Genomic DNA, 16,731 nt, shown 5'->3' with positions numbered 1-16,731 from the left:
CCCGCCAATGAGTACCAGGCGAGCGGCGAATAAAACAGGAATGTTCTGATAACAGCTGCACCATCCCCATGATCACCTTCAGAGACGTTAAGATGATGGACAGGAAACTCCTTCCTCAGCTATAATATAAGCTTATTTTAGCGCATAGTTCAAATATCCCCCATCTGCAACAATCTCTGTTCCTGTTATAAAGCTTGCGGCATCTGAGGCCAGGAACAATACCGTTTTAGCAATTTCGTCAGGATTACCTAAACGTTGAAGCGCTGTAGCACCGGCTAAGAAACCTTTTGCCTCTGCTGGTATTACAGTATCCAAACCAGGTGTTTCAACGGGCCCCGGACTAACGATGTTAACACGGATTTTTCTTGCAGCCAATTCATTCGCCGCAATTTGAGCTATCTTATTCAATGCGCCTTTTGTGGCAGAATAAACAAGAGACCCGGCATTAGCAGCGGTGGCCGCTGTTGAGGATGTAAATAGCACCGCGGCTCCATCTGCCAGGTAAGGAAGTAATCTTTGTAATGTAAAGAAATGCCCCTTAACGTTGGTGTTAAACTGTGCATCAAAGTTCTCTTCCGTTACTTTTTCCATTGGCTCAAATACCCCGATACCCGCGTTAAGGAACAGCACATCTAATTGCTGCCCACTTTCAGAAATTGCTTTTTCGAGTATTGAGATGCCTTCAGTCTTTGAAGTGTCTGAAACCACTGTAAATAATTTCGGGTTATTTATTTGTGCGGCTGCTTTTTGCAGGTTATCGGCATTCCTTCCTGTAATCCAAACATTTGCCCCTGCGGTTATAAATGCTTTTGCTGTTGCCAGGCCTATGCCTGTGGTGCCGCCGGTTATAGCGACGTTTTTATTCGTAAAATCCATAATTAAATTTTTTAGTTAAATTTGCAGTCTGTTTTTAAAACTACAAATATATTTAAAAGTAGTTTTAAATATAAACTACTTATCATTTTGACAATATGGAAACAATCGAAAGAAGATCGTCATGTCCCATCAACTATTCGGTAGAGATTTTTGGCGATAAATGGATGCTTCTAATCTTACGGGATCTAATGTTTAACGGAAAGAATTCTTTCCTGGAGTTTCGCGCGTCAGATGAAAAAATATCTTCTGCTGTACTTACAGAAAAGCTGAATTTACTTTTAAACGAAGGGATTGTTTTCAAAATTACCTCTCCTAAAAATGCTTCAAAGTTCCTGTACCTGCTAACTGATAAGGGTATTGAAATGATACCTCTCATGGTAGAAATTCTTAACTGGGGCTCCAGGTATAACCCGCATGGCGGTCCTAAAACATTGTTGGAGGAAATTAATAGAAATAAAAAGAAAGCAATTACCGAGCTGCAGGACAAATTGAGGAGCAAACGTGAATCCCTCATAGAGAACCAAAACATTGACCTTAAGTAGAGGTATTATGACTTGTATTTTTAGTTTAAATGGCGAGGCTTGACATGCATGGTCGCGCCCGATACTTATCCCATTTTAGTGTGTCGCCTAAAGTTAACATCAACAAAAATGATAAGAAACTGATCACAGTTTACTTATAACTGTACTAATAATATCATTAAAAGGTCTGAGCATTTGTTTTCTTTAAACACATCTGAAATTTCAAGCCTAAAGTTGCTACATTAAACCTTTTTTCCCTCCAGCTTATCCTTTTAACTAAAAAATACTAATTTCGTTGGCAATGAATGAGTATCTTGATCCAGAACGCGAACACCTCTCTCCTGCTGAACGTGATATAGAAAAAGTATTACGGCCTGCTGCTTTTGAAGACTTTACGGGCCAGCACAAGATTCTTGCTAATTTAAAAGTATTTGTTCAGGCAGCCCGCATGCGCGGTGAAGCACTGGATCATGTGTTGCTGCATGGCCCACCAGGACTTGGTAAAACTACCCTCTCGCATATTATTGCCAACGAGATGGGCGTGGGTATCAAAATAACCTCGGGGCCGGTATTAGATAAGCCAGGCGACTTAGCCGGATTACTTACCAACCTGGAAACAGGCGATATTCTATTTATAGATGAAATACACCGCTTAAGCCCGCTGGTAGAAGAATACCTTTATTCTGCTATGGAAGATTTTAAGATTGATATTATGTTAGAAAGCGGCCCTAATGCCCGTTCTGTACAAATATCACTTAACCCGTTTACACTGATAGGGGCAACTACCCGTTCCGGCTTACTTACCGCACCTTTACGCGCAAGGTTTGGCATAAACAGCAGGTTAGAATATTACGATGCCAAATTACTTACCACCATAGTTTTAAGATCTGCATCCATACTGCGCACACCAATAAGCGATGAAGGTGCTTATGAAATTGCCCGCCGCAGTCGTGGTACTCCACGTATTGCTAATGCCTTGTTAAGGCGCACCCGCGATTTTGCTCAAATTAAAGGTACCGGCAAAATTGATACCGATATAGCTAAATATGCCCTTAATGCCCTTAACGTTGATGAGCACGGCCTCGACGAAATGGATAACAAAATATTAGCTACCATTATAGATAAGTTTAAAGGCGGTCCGGTAGGGCTTAAAACAATTGCAACAGCTGTTGGCGAAGAAGAGGGTACCCTGGAAGAAGTATATGAGCCGTTTTTGATACAAGAGGGCTTTTTAATGCGCACCGCCCGTGGCCGAGAAGCCACTGAAAGCGCTTACAAACATCTTGGGCGTATTAAATCAGGCGGTAATCCTTCATTATTTTAATAGCATTGACCATGCTTTCAGCTTTTTTATTTTATTGCATCTAAATGCAAAGCAGTGATTAACTTTACCGCACTTCAACATTTACCTACTTATTATCTATGAATAATACAAGCCAACAATTCTTAAAAGCATTTGCCTGCACGATAATTGCATGGTGTACATGTATGTATATTTCTGTAGCGCAAACCACTCCGCAGCAAGTTGGTAAAACCACTCCCCAGATACCTGTACCTGTAACAGCCAAACCAGTGCCAGGTACCTTAGCTGTAACTAAACAAGCCCTTTTGAGTTCTTTAAAATTAGGTATTGCAGGCTTATCGCATGATCATGTGCATAATATTCTTGCCGAGTACCGAAACGGGCGGGTAAATATTGTTGGTATTGCCGAAGCTGATAAAAAATTAAGGGCACGTTACAAAGAACAATATGGTTTACCTGACTCTATTTTTTTTGACGACCTGAAAAAAATGGCTACTACTAAAAAGCCTGATGTTGTACTGGGATATAACCCTGTAGCCAAACATATCGATATTGTAGAAGTGTGCGCTCCTTTAGGTATATCAGTGATGGTTGAAAAGCCACTTGCCGCTACTTTGGCACAAGCGTCACGGATGGAGTTTCTTGCATTAAAGTATTATATAAAGCTTCTTACTAATTATGAAACTACCTGGTATCCGTCTTACCAGCACATATATGATGTCGCAGCAAAAGACAGCCTTGGCCAGATACGTAAAATGATAGTTCACGATGGGCACCAGGGTCCCAAAGAAATTGGATGCAGTAAGGATTTTACCAACTGGCTAACCGACCCGGCTATGAACGGAGCAGGCGCTTTAAATGATTTTGGCTGCTATGGTGCAGACCTCATGACCTGGCTGATGAACGGGCAACGCCCTGTTGCCGTTACTGCCGTTGCGCGCCATTATAAACCGCAAACCTATCCAAAGGTAGAAGATGATGCTACCATTATTGTTGAATATCCAACAGCAACAGGGATTATAGAAGCTTCCTGGAACTGGCCTTTTTCAATAAAAGACCTGGAAGTTTTTGGGGATGAAGGGTATATGCATGCTCTTGATAAAGACAATATAGTTGTTCATAAAGACAAATTTCCGGTAAGTAATATTGTGGCCCCGCCATTGTCTGCGCCAAATGATAACCCGGTTTCGTATCTGGAAATGGTGGTAAATAACAGGTTAAAGGGTATAACCGACCGCTCATCTTTGAAATATAACATGATTGTTATGCAAATTCTGGATGCCGCCAAACGATCAATTGCTGAAGGTAAAAGGATTGTATTATAACAGATAGTACCACAGTTTATACTTAGATATATTTATTAAATTAAAAACGCATTAAATTTTATTAACAGTTAATATTAGCCTGTTGAAATAACTATTTTAGCGCCCTGATTATAGCTACTTATATGTTGAAGCATTTTACACCCCTACTTACATTAGTTGTTGCCGGTATGATGTCGTGCCAGTCTAACGCTGCAAAAAAAGAGAATACCGTAAAAAAAGATAGTGCTGCGCGCATTGAAACAGCCAGTGACAATACTAAATCACCAGAAGCAAAAATCGCGAAAGGACCTATTGACAAGGCTGCAGTAATGGCCCGTAAGCAAGTACCTGTGGTTTGTTACCACCAGATACGCGATTGGAAACCTACCGACTCTAAAGGAGCTAAGGATTATATTGTACAAATCGCTGCATTTAAGGAGCACATGAAAATGCTTGCTGATAGCGGTTATCATACAATTCTTCCCGATCAGCTTTATAACTACCTGGTTAACGGTGCAGAGCTGCCATCCAAGCCAATTATGCTGACGTTTGACGATACCGATCTTGACCAGTACACCATCGCCGCGCCTGAAATGAAAAAGTACGGCTTTAAAGGTGTGTTTTTTGTTATGACAGTATCTATTGGCCGCCCGCATTACATGACCAAGGAGATGATCAAAGAATTAAGTGATAAGGGCCATGTAATTGGTTCACATACATGGGATCATCACAATTTTAAAAAGTTCCAGGGTAAGGATTGGGAAATCCAACTGGATAAACCAACAAAAAAGCTTGAAGAAATAACCGGCAAAAAGATCACCTGGTTTGCTTATCCGTTTGGACTTTGGAATGCTCAGGGCATTCCTGAACTGAAAAAACGCGGCTTCATCGGCGCATTTCAGTTAGCCGAAAAGCGCGACCCTAATGAGCCAATGTTTACCATCCGCAGAATATTAGATAGCGGTTACTGGAGCGCTAAAACATTAAGTAATAGCATCAGGAACAGCTTTTAAATTGATGAGCCCTTCTTATTGAAGGGCTTTTTTGTTTAACACATCTTAGTTACTTTTACGCATGGGCATTCACATTCGTACGGCATCAGCTGCGTTAGGTCTTATTGTATTTACATCCTGTCATAATCCGTCAGAAAAGCCTGCGGACACATCAAGAGGTGATCAATCACGACAGGTAATTGAAGAACATTTTAAATATCTGAACACTCATGATTTAAAAGGAATTGTAGCGCAGTATGCAGATAGTGCAAAAATTACAACTGCCGACCGGGATGGTGAAAGCTATGGAAGGCAGGGTGCTGACCAGATGTTTCATCAAATGTTTTATGTATCGCCTGATGCCAGGTACCTGGTTGATGATATGATAGTTACTGACAGTTTAGTAGTAGTTGAGTACGACGCTACCGGTTTAAGAACCAAGGCTAACGACCCAGTGCGTATCGACCTTCGCTACTGCAGCATCTTTACTATAAAGGATGGTAAAATAATCAGGGAAGCCACCTATACCAACCCCAAATTGTATCATAATAAATAAACCCGCCTTAAGCGGGTTTATTTTATTTAAAGATTTTCACCTGATGGTCCCTGTCCTTTATTTGATGAGTTTTCTTCCTGCTCTTCACCTGTTTGTTCAGGTGTGTCATTAGGCTCAACATTTTCAGTATCAGGCGTAACTGTAGGTATTTCCTGAGCAAGATCGCTATCTTCCTGCTTTAATGTTTCATTATCTACATTTTCAATATTCCCTTGCGTGTCATGGTTCTGGCCCTGATCATTAGCACGGTCAAAACCCCCGTTATTGTTTTCCATAGTTTTTATATTTAAGATGATTGTTTTTGATCCTTTTCACTAACCCATTTAACAGCTTCATCAAGCTGATCTAATGCAAAGCCCTTTGATTTACCCGGTACCATAAACCTGAAAATATCACTGAACCATTGCACACCTTTCTGGTCGCTTACAACAGCTATTCTATTCCATTTAGTAAAATTTTTTAAACCCATTTTCATATCATCCCACCAGGCGCCGGCAGTCCAGTTCTGCACATCAGTTTCCAGCACAAGCAGGTAGTTTATTTCACCCTGACGCTGCACCAACTCGTCTATGCGGGGCAGCAAAACTTTTTCCATATCTTCTTTGGTGACTTCACCTTCGGCATGTATGCCTACTACATGTGGTTCAAGGTCATTAATGTATTTCAGCATTGTGTTAAGTTTTATATTACAATATCAAAAATGGCACTATTGTTTAAAAAGAAATTTTTTTACCACTTATTTAAACTTTTATCCAACTGCAATAAAAGTACATCAATAAAAAGGCTGGTATTGTTTATCTTTGTACATGCAGCAAAAACTGTCGGCATATTCTGAGCTGATAAAAACCGAGGCTAGAAACCTGGGCTTTTTATTTTGCGGCATATCCAAGGCTGAGTTTTTAGAAGAAGAGGCCCCAAAGCTGGAAAACTGGCTTAACCGGGGAATGCACGGTGAAATGAAGTATATGGAAAATTACTTTGATAAGCGCCTTGATCCGCGCTTACTTGTAGACGGTGCCAAATCAGTCATATCACTTGGTTTAAACTATTATACTGATAGCATTCAACTTGACCCTGCTGCCCCTAAAATATCTAAATATGCTTATGGTACTGATTATCATACGGTTATAAAAGACAAACTACAGCAGCTATTGCAATTTATTAATGATCAGATAGGACAGGTTGGCGGGCGGGCTTTTGTAGACTCTGCACCTGTTTTAGATAAAGCCTGGGCTAAAAAGGCTGGTTTCGGATGGATAGGGAAAAACACTAACCTGATTAGTAAAAAAGCCGGATCATTCTTTTTTCTGGCCGAGCTGATAGTTGATATAGAACTGGCTTACGATATCGCGCCAACGGCCGACCATTGCGGTGATTGTACCCGTTGCATTGATGCCTGCCCTACCGATGCCATTGTAGGGCCTTATATAGTTGATGGCAGCAGGTGCATCTCTTATCTTACCATCGAACTAAAAAACGAGATCCCAGCCGAATTTAAAGGTAAAATGGATAACTGGATGTTTGGCTGTGACGTATGCCAGGACGTTTGCCCGTGGAACCGTTTTTCGGTATTACATAACGAGCCAGCCTTTGATCCCCATCCCGATCTGCATGGCCTTAAAAAGCAGGATTGGGAAGATATAACGACTGAAGTCTTTCAGAAAGTGTTTAAAAACTCTGCCGTAAAACGCACCAAGTTCGACGGTTTAAAAAGGAATATCAACTTTTTAAAGGTTGAAATTTAACTGATCCTTGTAAAAAAAGTATAATAAGAAACGAAGCAACCTCATCATGCCTTCTTGTTTGTATAAGATTGCTTCGTGACTTCTTGCAATAAAATCATTTAAGCCTCAGCCCTTTTTGAACTTTAGGGCCAGTTGCTGCAGCATATCTTCGTCAACAGGTTTGGCAGGCTCTTCTTTCTTTTTAAATGGCTTATTGTAACCCGATTGATTTATTGAAGGGCTGCTTTTGGGCACACCGTTTTGATAAGCTGGCTTTTGATAACCGTTGTTGTGCTGGCTATTATTAACAGGCTGCTGAGGGCGGTTCTGCTTGCGTTCGGCTGCTTTCTTTGCGTTCCAGCGTTTGTATATCTCCTCAAGTTTACGTTTGGTATAAAGCGGGAAATCACCCTGCATCATCCATGAATAGTAGCTTGGTTCAACATTAAATACATCCTCAACACGCTTGCCCTTATGTTTGCCAAAATTGATGAGTTCCTCTCCGTCTTCATTGTAAACCATACGGCCTGCAAAATCAACCGGGCGGCTCAGATTGGTAAATTTATGCAAAGCCTCTACATCACCTATAACAGGCTTACTGCGATTACCTTTTTTATCTTCAAATTCAGTATCTGCATATTTTTCAATCTGCGCCAATAGTACTTCCATAGTGGCACGGGTATCAGCCTCGGCTGAGTGCGCGTTCTTGATCTCTTTATTACAATAAAACAGATAGGCGGCTTTAAGCGTGCGCTGTTCCATCTGATGAAAAATATTCTGCACATCCACAAAGTGGCGGCAATCAAGATCGAAGTCAACCCCCGCGCGCAAAAACTCCTCCATCAGCATAGGGATATCAAACTTATTAGAGTTGTATCCAGCCAAATCGCTATCATGAATAAAGTCGGCTATTTCCTGCCCCAGTTCCTTAAACTGTTTTTCATCAACTATATGCTCATCGTAAATGCCATGTACCAGCGATGATTCCAGCGGAATTGGTATCCCCGGGTGTACCCGCCATGTTTTGCATTCGTCGGTACCATCCGGATAAAGTTTTATAACAGATATTTCTACTATACGGTCAGCGCCAATATTGGTTCCGGTTGTTTCAAGGTCGAAAAATGCAAGCGGACGTTTTAATTGTAATTTCATTAATTCTTGTAATTATGCAAAGGTGATAAAAAAGCTTACCATTTTTCTCATCGAATTATCAGTTAATTTTTATATTTTCAGTGTGCTTAATTAATGCCTAAACTATATGTACAAATTTTTACTTAACCTTTTGGTTATCACCCTTCTTTTCAACACAACCTATGCGCAGGACTTTTCATTCGGCACTTTCACTGTCGAGGAAATACAGCAAAAGAATTACAAAAATGATACATCTGCCCATGCTTTTGTATTAAAGGAATTTGGATCCAACCGCATAGATATCGGCGGTGATGATAATATCATGATGATGTACAAATATCATGTTAAAATCAAAATATTAGACAATAAAGGTTTTGACAAAGGTACAGTGCTGATACCTTTTTACGATGATGCTGATACGCATGAAGAGGTAAAAGATATAAAAGCAGTTACCACTTATACCGATGATGGTGGCGGTATTAAGGTTGCTACATTAGACCCCTCAAAAATTTATACCGTTGCCGAAAATAAATACTGGAAACAGGTTAAGTTTGCCATGCCTAACCTTAAAAGCGGTTGTATTATTGAATACTCATATACTAAGATAATACCCGGCTTTTACAGGTTTCCTTCATGGGAATTTCAGGGCGATATACCCAAAGTTTATTCGGAGTTTGAAGTACATATTCCCGCATTCTGGAATTTTAATGCCCTGATACGCGGCTCACTCAAACTTACCAAAAATATAGCTGATGTTGAAAGAGAATGTTTCAGTAGCCATGGTTCCAAATGCGACTGCTCCTTTCTGTCGTACGGTATGGCAGATATTCCGGCACTTATCGAGGAAGATTACATGACCTCGCCAAAAAACTTTCTTTCAGCCATTTATTTTAATCTTGCAGATTATACTAACCCCTATACCGGTACTAAACAAAAGGTTACCAAAGAGTGGGTTGATATCGATTACAACCTTAAACACTCGGACTATTTTGGCGGGCAGATCAAAAAAAATCTGTTAAAAAATTATATAGCACCGGTTATTGCAGGTAAAACAGCCGAAATGGATAAAGCGGTTGCCGTATATAATTATATTCAGAAAAATATCAAGTGGAATGAAATATACTCAAGATATAGTGATAATATCCGTAAGGCGCTTGATTCTCATACCGGTGATGTTGGTGATATTAACCTTGCCCTTGTAGCCGCTCTTAATTCGGCCGGGATCAATGCAGAAGCAGTATTGCTTTCTACCCGTGGTAATGGTATTGTAAACCGGTTGTACCCTGTGGAGCGCGAGTTTAACTATGTTATTGCAAAAGCAAACATTGGTAAAGACTCTTACCTGCTTGATGCTACCGACCCTTTACTCCCCTTTGGTATGCTGCCCTTAAAGTGCCTGAACGATCAGGGGCGTGTTATCAGTTTTGATAAACCTTCTTATTGGATAGACCTTGTAGCCAAACAGAATAAAACCAGCACCAGTGCACTTGACCTGACTTTGCAGCCTGATGGAAAACTTAGGGGCACCATCGCTACCTATTCAAGCGGTTACGAGGGATATCAAAGACGGCTGGCTATTAAAAAATTCAATTCAGTTGACGAGTTTGTTGAAAACCTTGACGAGAAGCTCAATAAGATAAAAATATTAAAGTCAGAGATATCCAATCTGGATAGCCTTGACGGAACGCTCGCTGAAAAATATGAGGTAGAGATAGATGTTTACGACAACCTGAACAAAAACAGACTGGCTTTTAATCCGGTGATATTTGACAGGATAACTAATAATCCGTTTAAACTTTCTGAAAGGACTTATCCTGTTGACTGGGGCATGCCCTCTAATAACCGCTATGTGTTAACCATGCACCTGCCTGCAGAATATAGCATTGAAAGCGCACCTCAGGCGGCATCAATAGGTCTGCCAAACAGCGGTGGTCAGTTTCTAAGCGACTTTAGCGGTCAGGGTAATACATTCACTTACTCAACAGTCATAAAGTTCAATAAATCTGTTTATGCTCCGGAGGAATATCCTTATTTAAAAGAACTGTATAATAAAATAATCGCCTCAGAAAAAGCGGAAATAGTATTCAAAAAGAAATCATGAGCCGATTTTATATTTTATTTTTCCTGTTAGTCACTCTATCTACAGCTAAAGCACAAACCAATTACAGCGTAAGCCTGATACCCAAAGCCCTCATGCCGTATGCAAGCGCTGTAGTGAGGGATGAAAATATCGTAACAGAAGTTAAAGATAATGATGATGTGATCTATCACTATAAAAAGGCCATTACTGTTTTAAATAAGAATGGTGATGACATAGCGCACATTGTACTGTTTTATGATAAGATGAATGCCCTGAAAGGCCTAAAAGGCATTACATATAACGAGTTTGGCAAGCAGGTAGGTAAATTTGGTGAAAAGGATTTTTCTGATGAAAGCGCCATCAGCGGATATTCATTATATGAAGATTCCCGGGTAAAGCATTTAATACCTTCAATAGGCTCGTATCCATATACTATTGAATATGAGTGCGAGATACGATCCAAACAAACACTGATGTTTCGTGATTGGGAACCTGTACCACAAACAGGGCTCGCAGTAGAAAAAAGCGCTTACACTTTTATCTGCAAACCTGATTTTAAAATAAGGTATAAAGAGATTAATATGCCTGCAACGGTAGTTACAGGCACAACTAAAGAGGGCTTTAAAACCTATACCTGGCAGGTAAATAATTTGAAGGCCTTACGCCCAGAGCCGCTACACCCGCTTGATGTAACCTATCTTAGCCGCGTAAAGATTGCTCCTGTAAACTTTGCATACGGGCGCTTAACAGGTTCATTCAGCAATTGGAAAGAGTTAGGGTTATGGAATTATAACAACCTGCTTGCCGGCCGCGACCAGCTATTACCACAAACCGTTGAACGCGTAAAAGACCTTACAGCAAACATAACTGATGCAAAGCAAAAAGCTAAGGCAATTTATGAATTTATGCAGGGTAAAACCAATTATATAAGCGTACAGGTAGGCATTGGCGGCTATATGCCAACACCTGCTTTAGATGTTGACAATCTTAAATATGGCGACTGCAAAGCCCTGGTTAACTACACTCAGGCTTTGTTAAAGGTGGCAGGCATAGAATCATGGTATTGTGTGGTTACTGGCGATGAAGACAAAATAAGCTTGATGCCAGACTTTGCCAGCATGAACCAGGGTAATCACATCATATTATGCCTGCCTTTTAAAAATGACACCACTTTTCTGGAATGCACCAGTCAGAAAATGCCTTTTGGCTTTTTAAGCGATTTTACCGACGACCGTACAGTACTTGCCTGCACCCCGCAAGGTGGCAAGCTTTTACACACACCCAAATACTTATACGCTGATAATCTCCAGGCACGTAAAGCAGCCTTTTCGATTGCGCCAGATGGTACACTTAAGGGCAATATCGCTACTACTTATAAGGGCACACAATATGATAATATACAATCCCTTATAGACGAGGCTTCGACCGAGCAAGTTAAAACTATCCGTAAAATGTATAGCAGCATTACCAATCTCGATGTTGAAAAGGTAGATATCAAACAAGATAAAAAGCAGATGCCCGTTGCAACCGAAAATATAAACCTTACCGCACGCGACTTCGCATCTGAAGATAATGGAAAATTGTATTTTTCATTGAACCCACTTAACCGGCAGCGGCCCGTACGTGATGTGCACAATCGTATTACTCCTGTTTACATCAACAGAGGATATACCGATGATGATGAGATCATTTATGACTTACCAGCAGGTTACCACCCGGATATGGAACAGCTTAATGTAAATTTAAATACCACATTTGGCAAGTACCAGGCAAATACTTTTTTGGTTAACGGTAAATTAATTTATAAACGCCACATAGAACTTTGGGATGGCACTTATAAGCCGGAAGCTTATGCTGAAGTAGTCAATTTTTACCAGAAGGTTGCCGATACAGACAATTATAACGTAACACTGGTAAAAGACTGAATTAGCTGAAAATGATTATACCGAGAACAATACCTACAATCATAATAACATACAGCAATATTTCGGTGCCTGCAAAACGTTTATATTTAGTCCAGAAAGAGTAGTTATTTTCTTGCTTTGACATGGTGGTACAAATTTACTGATAATAAAGTCATGGATATACAAGAGTCTGAAGAAATTAAAAAAGAGTTTCAGTTGGAGCGCATGGTTCTTTTTAGCGATGCGGTATTTGCCATAATTATTACCATCATGGTAATTGAAATCAAACTACCTGAGGATCTGCATCATGCCTCTAAAGAGGATATCAGACGGGCTATCATACATTTGTTACCCAAGATAGGCGCATATATGATGGCCTTTTTCATAACCGGTATGTTCTGGTCAAGGCATCTTAAACTATTTAGTTACCTTAAGGATTATACAAATTCGCTGATAGCTCTTAATCTCGCTTTTTTGTTTTTTGTTTCTTTATTCCCTTTAGGTATATCTGTAATGCTTGATACGCTTACCCCGCGTAACTACGATGGGCTTTATATGTATTTTACTATAGTACTACTGGGTATTCTTACGCAGACTATATTAACAGGACATATCATAAAACATGCACAAAATCTTTGCATAAGGCCTGACGGAATTGAAAGCAATCTTGAGTGGAGGGCTCAACGCATACAATTTATTGCAATACCTATTTTGTTTATTTACTGTATACTGTGTTTTTTGAGCCAGGTAAGCCCCCAATTTATCAGTTACGGTGTTATTGCCTGGGCAGCAATTACCGGCTTAATCAGAAAAAAATTATATCCGAATAAAAACAGCGAACCATTATTAGCACGTATATTTTATTCAAGAAAAAGAAGCCGTAGTAATAATACAGCAAAATAACCAATAATTACTTTGTACTTTGTGCCGATGTAGTTAAGGTATCTATAACAGACCCTGCACGAGAGAAATATTTGTATATGCCATTATCATGCAAACGAGCTATCATTACGCCCTTGCGTGTGCTGGCATGCACAAAGTAACCATTTTGCAGGTACACCCCTACATGGCTAAACTGCTTGCCATCAAAATCAAAGAATACCAGGTCACCTTCTTTTAGCTCTTCTTCATATTTGCGTTTGATAACATTCACTTGGGTGGCACAGGTACGCGGTATAGATTGGTCATATACCTGCGCTTGCAATAAAAGTACCAGCCCCGAGCAATCTACTCCATCTTTATCTAATCCTCCCAGGCGGTAAGGTGTGCCATACCATTCGTCAATAAAGCTGTACAGGCGGCCATTTTGGATATCACTTTTGTTTACTCCCATCAATATGGCATATTTTTGAGCGATTTCCTTATCAGGTTTAACCATTACATAAGGGCCGCGCAAAACCGGAAGGTTAACAGATGCATCTGTGTTAGTTTTTCTGGGGGTTAATTTATGCGAACAAGACGATAACAGTATAAGAATAACTGCAGTAAAAGAAAGCAGCTTATGGTAACGTGACAATATCATGCCCTAAAGATATTTGAAGTGGTGTAAATGTTACAGCAGATGTTTTAAACATTTCAACAGATAGACAATATGTCATTGCGGGGAGGAACGATTAAGCAATCTCATTAATTAACAAAGTCCCTTGCCCTATCAGATTGCTCCCCTATCGCAATGCATAGTTAAATTTATATTAGCTGTCAGCTCTTTATCAGCCTTTGTATCTCATCCAACTTCATCAAAGCTTCAACCGGTGTAAGCGTATTTACATCCAGGTTATTCAATGTGTCGCGTATTTTTACCAGTACAGGGTCATCTATCGAGAACATTTGCATCTGCACTGCCTGCTTTTGCACCTTACGGATGCTTTCTTTAATGTGCTCGCCGCCGGTACGTTCGTTTTCCAGTTTCTTTAATATTTCGTTTGCCCTTACCAGTACCTTGCCCGGCATACCCGCCAGTTTGGCCACATGTATACCAAAGCTATGTTCGCTGCCGCCTGGTACCAGTTTACGCAAAAATATAACCTGTTGCCCTACTTCCTTAACAGATACATTGTAGTTTTTGATACGGTTAAAGCTATTGCTCAACTCATTAAGTTCGTGGTAATGCGTTGCAAACAATGTTTTTGCCTTGGCCGACGGATGATTATGCAAGTACTCTGCTATGGCCCAGGCTATCGATATACCGTCATAAGTAGATGTACCACGGCCAATCTCGTCCAGTAATATCAGGCTGCGGTCGCTTAGGTTATTCAGGATGCTTGCTGTTTCGTTCATTTCCACCATAAAGGTCGATTCGCCCGACGACAGGTTATCTGATGCCCCCACCCTTGTAAATATCTTATCGACCACCCCTACTGAAGCTGCCTTGGCCGGCACAAAACATCCCATTTGTGCCATCAATACAATAAGCCCGGTTTGGCGTAGCAGGGCTGATTTACCAGCCATGTTTGGGCCAGTTATGATGATGATCTGTTGCGAATCTGAGTCGAGGAAAACATCATTGGTAATGTATTCCTCACCAAGCGGCAGATTTTTTTCGATAACCGGATGGCGCCCGCCCTTGATATCCAGCACACGGGTATCGTTTACATTAGGCTTTACATAATAATTTTTAATGGATATGGCAGCAAAATTAAGCAGCACATCCAAACGGGCTATAAGTGTAGCGTTAAGTTGGATTGGCTTAATATATTCGCTTAAAGCATATAGCAGATCGTTATATAATTTAGTTTCAAGCACTAATATCTTCTCTTCAGCACCTAAAATCTGCTCCTCGTATTCTTTCAGTTCGGGTGTAATATAGCGCTCGGCGTTTACCAGCGTTTGCTTGCGTATCCAATCGGCCGGTACCTTGTCGCGATGGCTATGGGTTACTTCCAGGTAGTAGCCAAATACATTATTAAACGAAACTTTAAGCGAAGGTATACCGGTAGCTTCCGCTTCTCGCTTCTGTATCTCTAACAGATATCCTTTTCCCCCAAAGGCAATTTTACGCAGGCGGTCAAGTTCTTCACTTATCCCATCATTCATAACTGACCCTTTGGCCATCAAAACAGGAGGCTCAGGGTGCAGTTCACGTGCAATTTTTTCGCAGATTGCAATGCATGGATTAAGCTGATCGCCAATAGCTTGTAGCGGTTCGCTGAGTGATTTTTGGGTAAGGTCTTTAATATTCTCTATAGCGATCAAAGCTTTTTTAAGCTGACAAACCTCGCGCGGGTTAGCTTTTTGCAATCCTATTTTTGATATCAAGCGTTCCAGATCACCTATCTGGCGTATATAATTTTGCAACTCTTCACGCAGTTCCTCCTCTGCTATGAGGTATTCAACTACGCCAAGCCTGTCCTGTATCGGTTTGATCTCTTTAAGCGGCATTACTATCCAGCGTCGCAGCATACGGGCGCCCATGGGCGAGCAGGTATTATCAAGCACATCTACCAGTGTGCTGGCATTTTCGTTGGCAGAGCCAACCAGTTCAAGATTACGGATACTGAACCTGTCGAGCCATAGATACCTGTCTTCTTCTATCCGACTAATGGCTGATATATGCTGAAGATTACGGTGTTCGGTTTCATTGAGATAGTGAAGGGCAACGCCGGCTGCCACAATACCCAGGGCCAGTTTATCGATGCCGAAACCTTTAAGCGATTTTACGCCAAAATGCTTTAAAAGGGTTTCGTAAGCATAATCGCCGCTGTAGGGCCATTCATCAAGCATGTAAGTATAGAACCGGTCACCATACAAAGCTTTGAAATCATACTGGCGGCTTTTTGGAAAAATTACTTCGCTTGGCGAATAGCTTTGCAAAAGCTTATCGATGTAGCTACTATTACCCTGTGCTGTCAAAAACTCGCCTGTAGAGATATCTATCAGCGCAATACCTATTGAGTTTTTCTCGAAATAAAGTGAGGCAAGGTAGTTATTGCTTTTTTGCTGCAGTATATTTTCGCTTACGGCTACACCCGGCGTTACCAGCTCGGTAACACCGCGTTTAACAATCCCTTTTACAGATTTAGGGTCTTCCAACTGGTCGCAGATAGCCACACGCTGGCCAGCGCGTACCAATTTAGGCAGATAAGTTTCCAGCGAATGATGCGGAAAACCGGCCAGCTCGATATGCGAGGCCGCACCATTGGCGCGCCTGGTCAGGGTAATGCCCAATATGCCTGATGCCTTGATAGCGTCAGCACCAAAGGTTTCATAAAAATCGCCCACCCTGAAAAGCAGCAACGCGCCTGGGTACTTTGCCTTTATGGCATTGTATTGCTGCATTAAAGGGGTTTCTTTTGTATCGCTTTTAGCCAATGGAACTCCGGTATTATTAATCCGCTAATTTA

The 16,731-nt window shown here is 40.9% G+C and carries 16 protein-coding genes; 9 read left to right on the top strand and 7 right to left on the bottom strand.

Going from position 1 to position 16,731, the window contains the following annotated elements; genetic code table 11:
* Nucleotides 1–132: 132 nt before the first annotated feature.
* Nucleotides 133–876: an SDR family oxidoreductase gene (locus tag ACFQZX_RS12710; RefSeq protein ID WP_377115865.1), complete on the bottom strand. Its 744-nt coding sequence runs from the start codon at nucleotides 874–876 to the stop codon at nucleotides 133–135.
* A gap of 95 nt (nucleotides 877–971) precedes the next feature.
* On the opposite strand from ACFQZX_RS12710, the gene ACFQZX_RS12705 reads away from it, so the two are divergent.
* From ACFQZX_RS12705 to ACFQZX_RS12685, 5 genes are all read left to right on the top strand, one after another.
* Nucleotides 972–1,418: a winged helix-turn-helix transcriptional regulator gene (locus tag ACFQZX_RS12705; protein WP_377115863.1), complete on the top strand. Its 447-nt coding sequence runs from the start codon at nucleotides 972–974 to the stop codon at nucleotides 1,416–1,418.
* 280 nt (nucleotides 1,419–1,698) lie between these two features.
* Nucleotides 1,699–2,721: a Holliday junction branch migration DNA helicase RuvB gene (gene ruvB, locus ACFQZX_RS12700; protein ID WP_377115861.1), complete on the top strand. Its 1,023-nt coding sequence runs from the start codon at nucleotides 1,699–1,701 to the stop codon at nucleotides 2,719–2,721.
* A gap of 98 nt (nucleotides 2,722–2,819) precedes the next feature.
* Nucleotides 2,820–4,025, top strand: coding sequence for a Gfo/Idh/MocA family protein (locus tag ACFQZX_RS12695; RefSeq protein ID WP_377115859.1), 1,206 nt, complete (start codon nucleotides 2,820–2,822; stop codon nucleotides 4,023–4,025).
* A 122-nt stretch (nucleotides 4,026–4,147) separates the two neighbouring features.
* Nucleotides 4,148–5,017, top strand: coding sequence for a polysaccharide deacetylase family protein (locus ACFQZX_RS12690; protein WP_377115857.1), 870 nt, complete (start codon nucleotides 4,148–4,150; stop codon nucleotides 5,015–5,017).
* 61 nt (nucleotides 5,018–5,078) lie between these two features.
* Nucleotides 5,079–5,552: a nuclear transport factor 2 family protein gene (locus ACFQZX_RS12685; protein ID WP_377115855.1), complete on the top strand. Its 474-nt coding sequence runs from the start codon at nucleotides 5,079–5,081 to the stop codon at nucleotides 5,550–5,552.
* Nucleotides 5,553–5,578: 26 nt separating this feature from the next.
* Here the strand turns inward: ACFQZX_RS12685 and ACFQZX_RS12680 are convergent, their stop codons facing one another.
* Nucleotides 5,579–5,827 carry a hypothetical protein gene (locus tag ACFQZX_RS12680; protein WP_377115853.1) on the bottom strand — a complete coding sequence of 83 codons (249 nt, stop codon included), beginning with the start codon at nucleotides 5,825–5,827 and terminating at the stop codon, nucleotides 5,579–5,581.
* 11 nt (nucleotides 5,828–5,838) lie between these two features.
* A complete protein-coding gene (locus tag ACFQZX_RS12675) occupies nucleotides 5,839–6,222 on the bottom strand; it encodes a SpoIIAA family protein (protein ID WP_377115851.1) in 384 nt (127 codons plus the stop codon).
* A gap of 136 nt (nucleotides 6,223–6,358) precedes the next feature.
* Here ACFQZX_RS12675 and queG point away from each other — a divergent pair, with 136 nt between their 5' ends.
* Nucleotides 6,359–7,297, top strand: coding sequence for a tRNA epoxyqueuosine(34) reductase QueG (gene queG / locus ACFQZX_RS12670; RefSeq protein WP_377115849.1), 939 nt, complete (start codon nucleotides 6,359–6,361; stop codon nucleotides 7,295–7,297).
* Between the two features lie 105 nt (nucleotides 7,298–7,402).
* Here the strand turns inward: queG and ACFQZX_RS12665 are convergent, their stop codons facing one another.
* Entirely contained in the window at nucleotides 7,403–8,428 is a 1,026-nt protein-coding gene (locus ACFQZX_RS12665; protein WP_377115847.1) for an exonuclease domain-containing protein, read from the bottom strand.
* 106 nt (nucleotides 8,429–8,534) lie between these two features.
* Between ACFQZX_RS12665 and ACFQZX_RS12660 the strand changes: the two genes are divergently transcribed.
* Both ACFQZX_RS12660 and ACFQZX_RS12655 read left to right on the top strand, forming a co-directional pair.
* Nucleotides 8,535–10,508, top strand: coding sequence for a DUF3857 and transglutaminase domain-containing protein (locus ACFQZX_RS12660; protein ID WP_377115845.1), 1,974 nt, complete (start codon nucleotides 8,535–8,537; stop codon nucleotides 10,506–10,508).
* The gene (locus ACFQZX_RS12655) at nucleotides 10,505–12,412 is read left to right on the top strand and encodes a DUF3857 domain-containing protein (RefSeq protein WP_377115843.1); all 1,908 of its coding nucleotides are present in this window, start codon (nucleotides 10,505–10,507) and stop codon (nucleotides 12,410–12,412) included. The genes ACFQZX_RS12660 and ACFQZX_RS12655 overlap by 4 nt, the downstream gene beginning before the upstream one ends.
* Nucleotide 12,413: 1 nt before the next feature.
* On the opposite strand, the gene ACFQZX_RS12650 is transcribed toward ACFQZX_RS12655, so the two are convergent.
* Nucleotides 12,414–12,536, bottom strand: coding sequence for a hypothetical protein (locus ACFQZX_RS12650; protein WP_377115841.1), 123 nt, complete (start codon nucleotides 12,534–12,536; stop codon nucleotides 12,414–12,416).
* A gap of 29 nt (nucleotides 12,537–12,565) precedes the next feature.
* On the opposite strand from ACFQZX_RS12650, the gene ACFQZX_RS12645 reads away from it, so the two are divergent.
* Nucleotides 12,566–13,294 (top strand): TMEM175 family protein, encoded by a 729-nt coding sequence (locus ACFQZX_RS12645; protein ID WP_377115839.1) that lies wholly within the window; start codon nucleotides 12,566–12,568, stop codon nucleotides 13,292–13,294.
* A gap of 7 nt (nucleotides 13,295–13,301) precedes the next feature.
* Here the strand turns inward: ACFQZX_RS12645 and ACFQZX_RS12640 are convergent, their stop codons facing one another.
* Both ACFQZX_RS12640 and mutS read right to left on the bottom strand, forming a co-directional pair.
* Nucleotides 13,302–13,913, bottom strand: coding sequence for a C40 family peptidase (locus tag ACFQZX_RS12640; protein ID WP_377115838.1), 612 nt, complete (start codon nucleotides 13,911–13,913; stop codon nucleotides 13,302–13,304).
* 176 nt (nucleotides 13,914–14,089) lie between these two features.
* Complete coding sequence (gene mutS / locus ACFQZX_RS12635) at nucleotides 14,090–16,699, bottom strand: DNA mismatch repair protein MutS (RefSeq protein WP_377115836.1); 2,610 nt, start codon at nucleotides 16,697–16,699, stop codon at nucleotides 14,090–14,092.
* Nucleotides 16,700–16,731 lie beyond the last annotated feature (32 nt).

It is taken from the genome of Mucilaginibacter litoreus, from assembly GCF_042676805.1.
Lineage (GTDB): Bacteria > Bacteroidota > Bacteroidia > Sphingobacteriales > Sphingobacteriaceae > Mucilaginibacter > Mucilaginibacter litoreus.
This window is presented reverse-complemented; position numbering and strand designations above follow the sequence as displayed.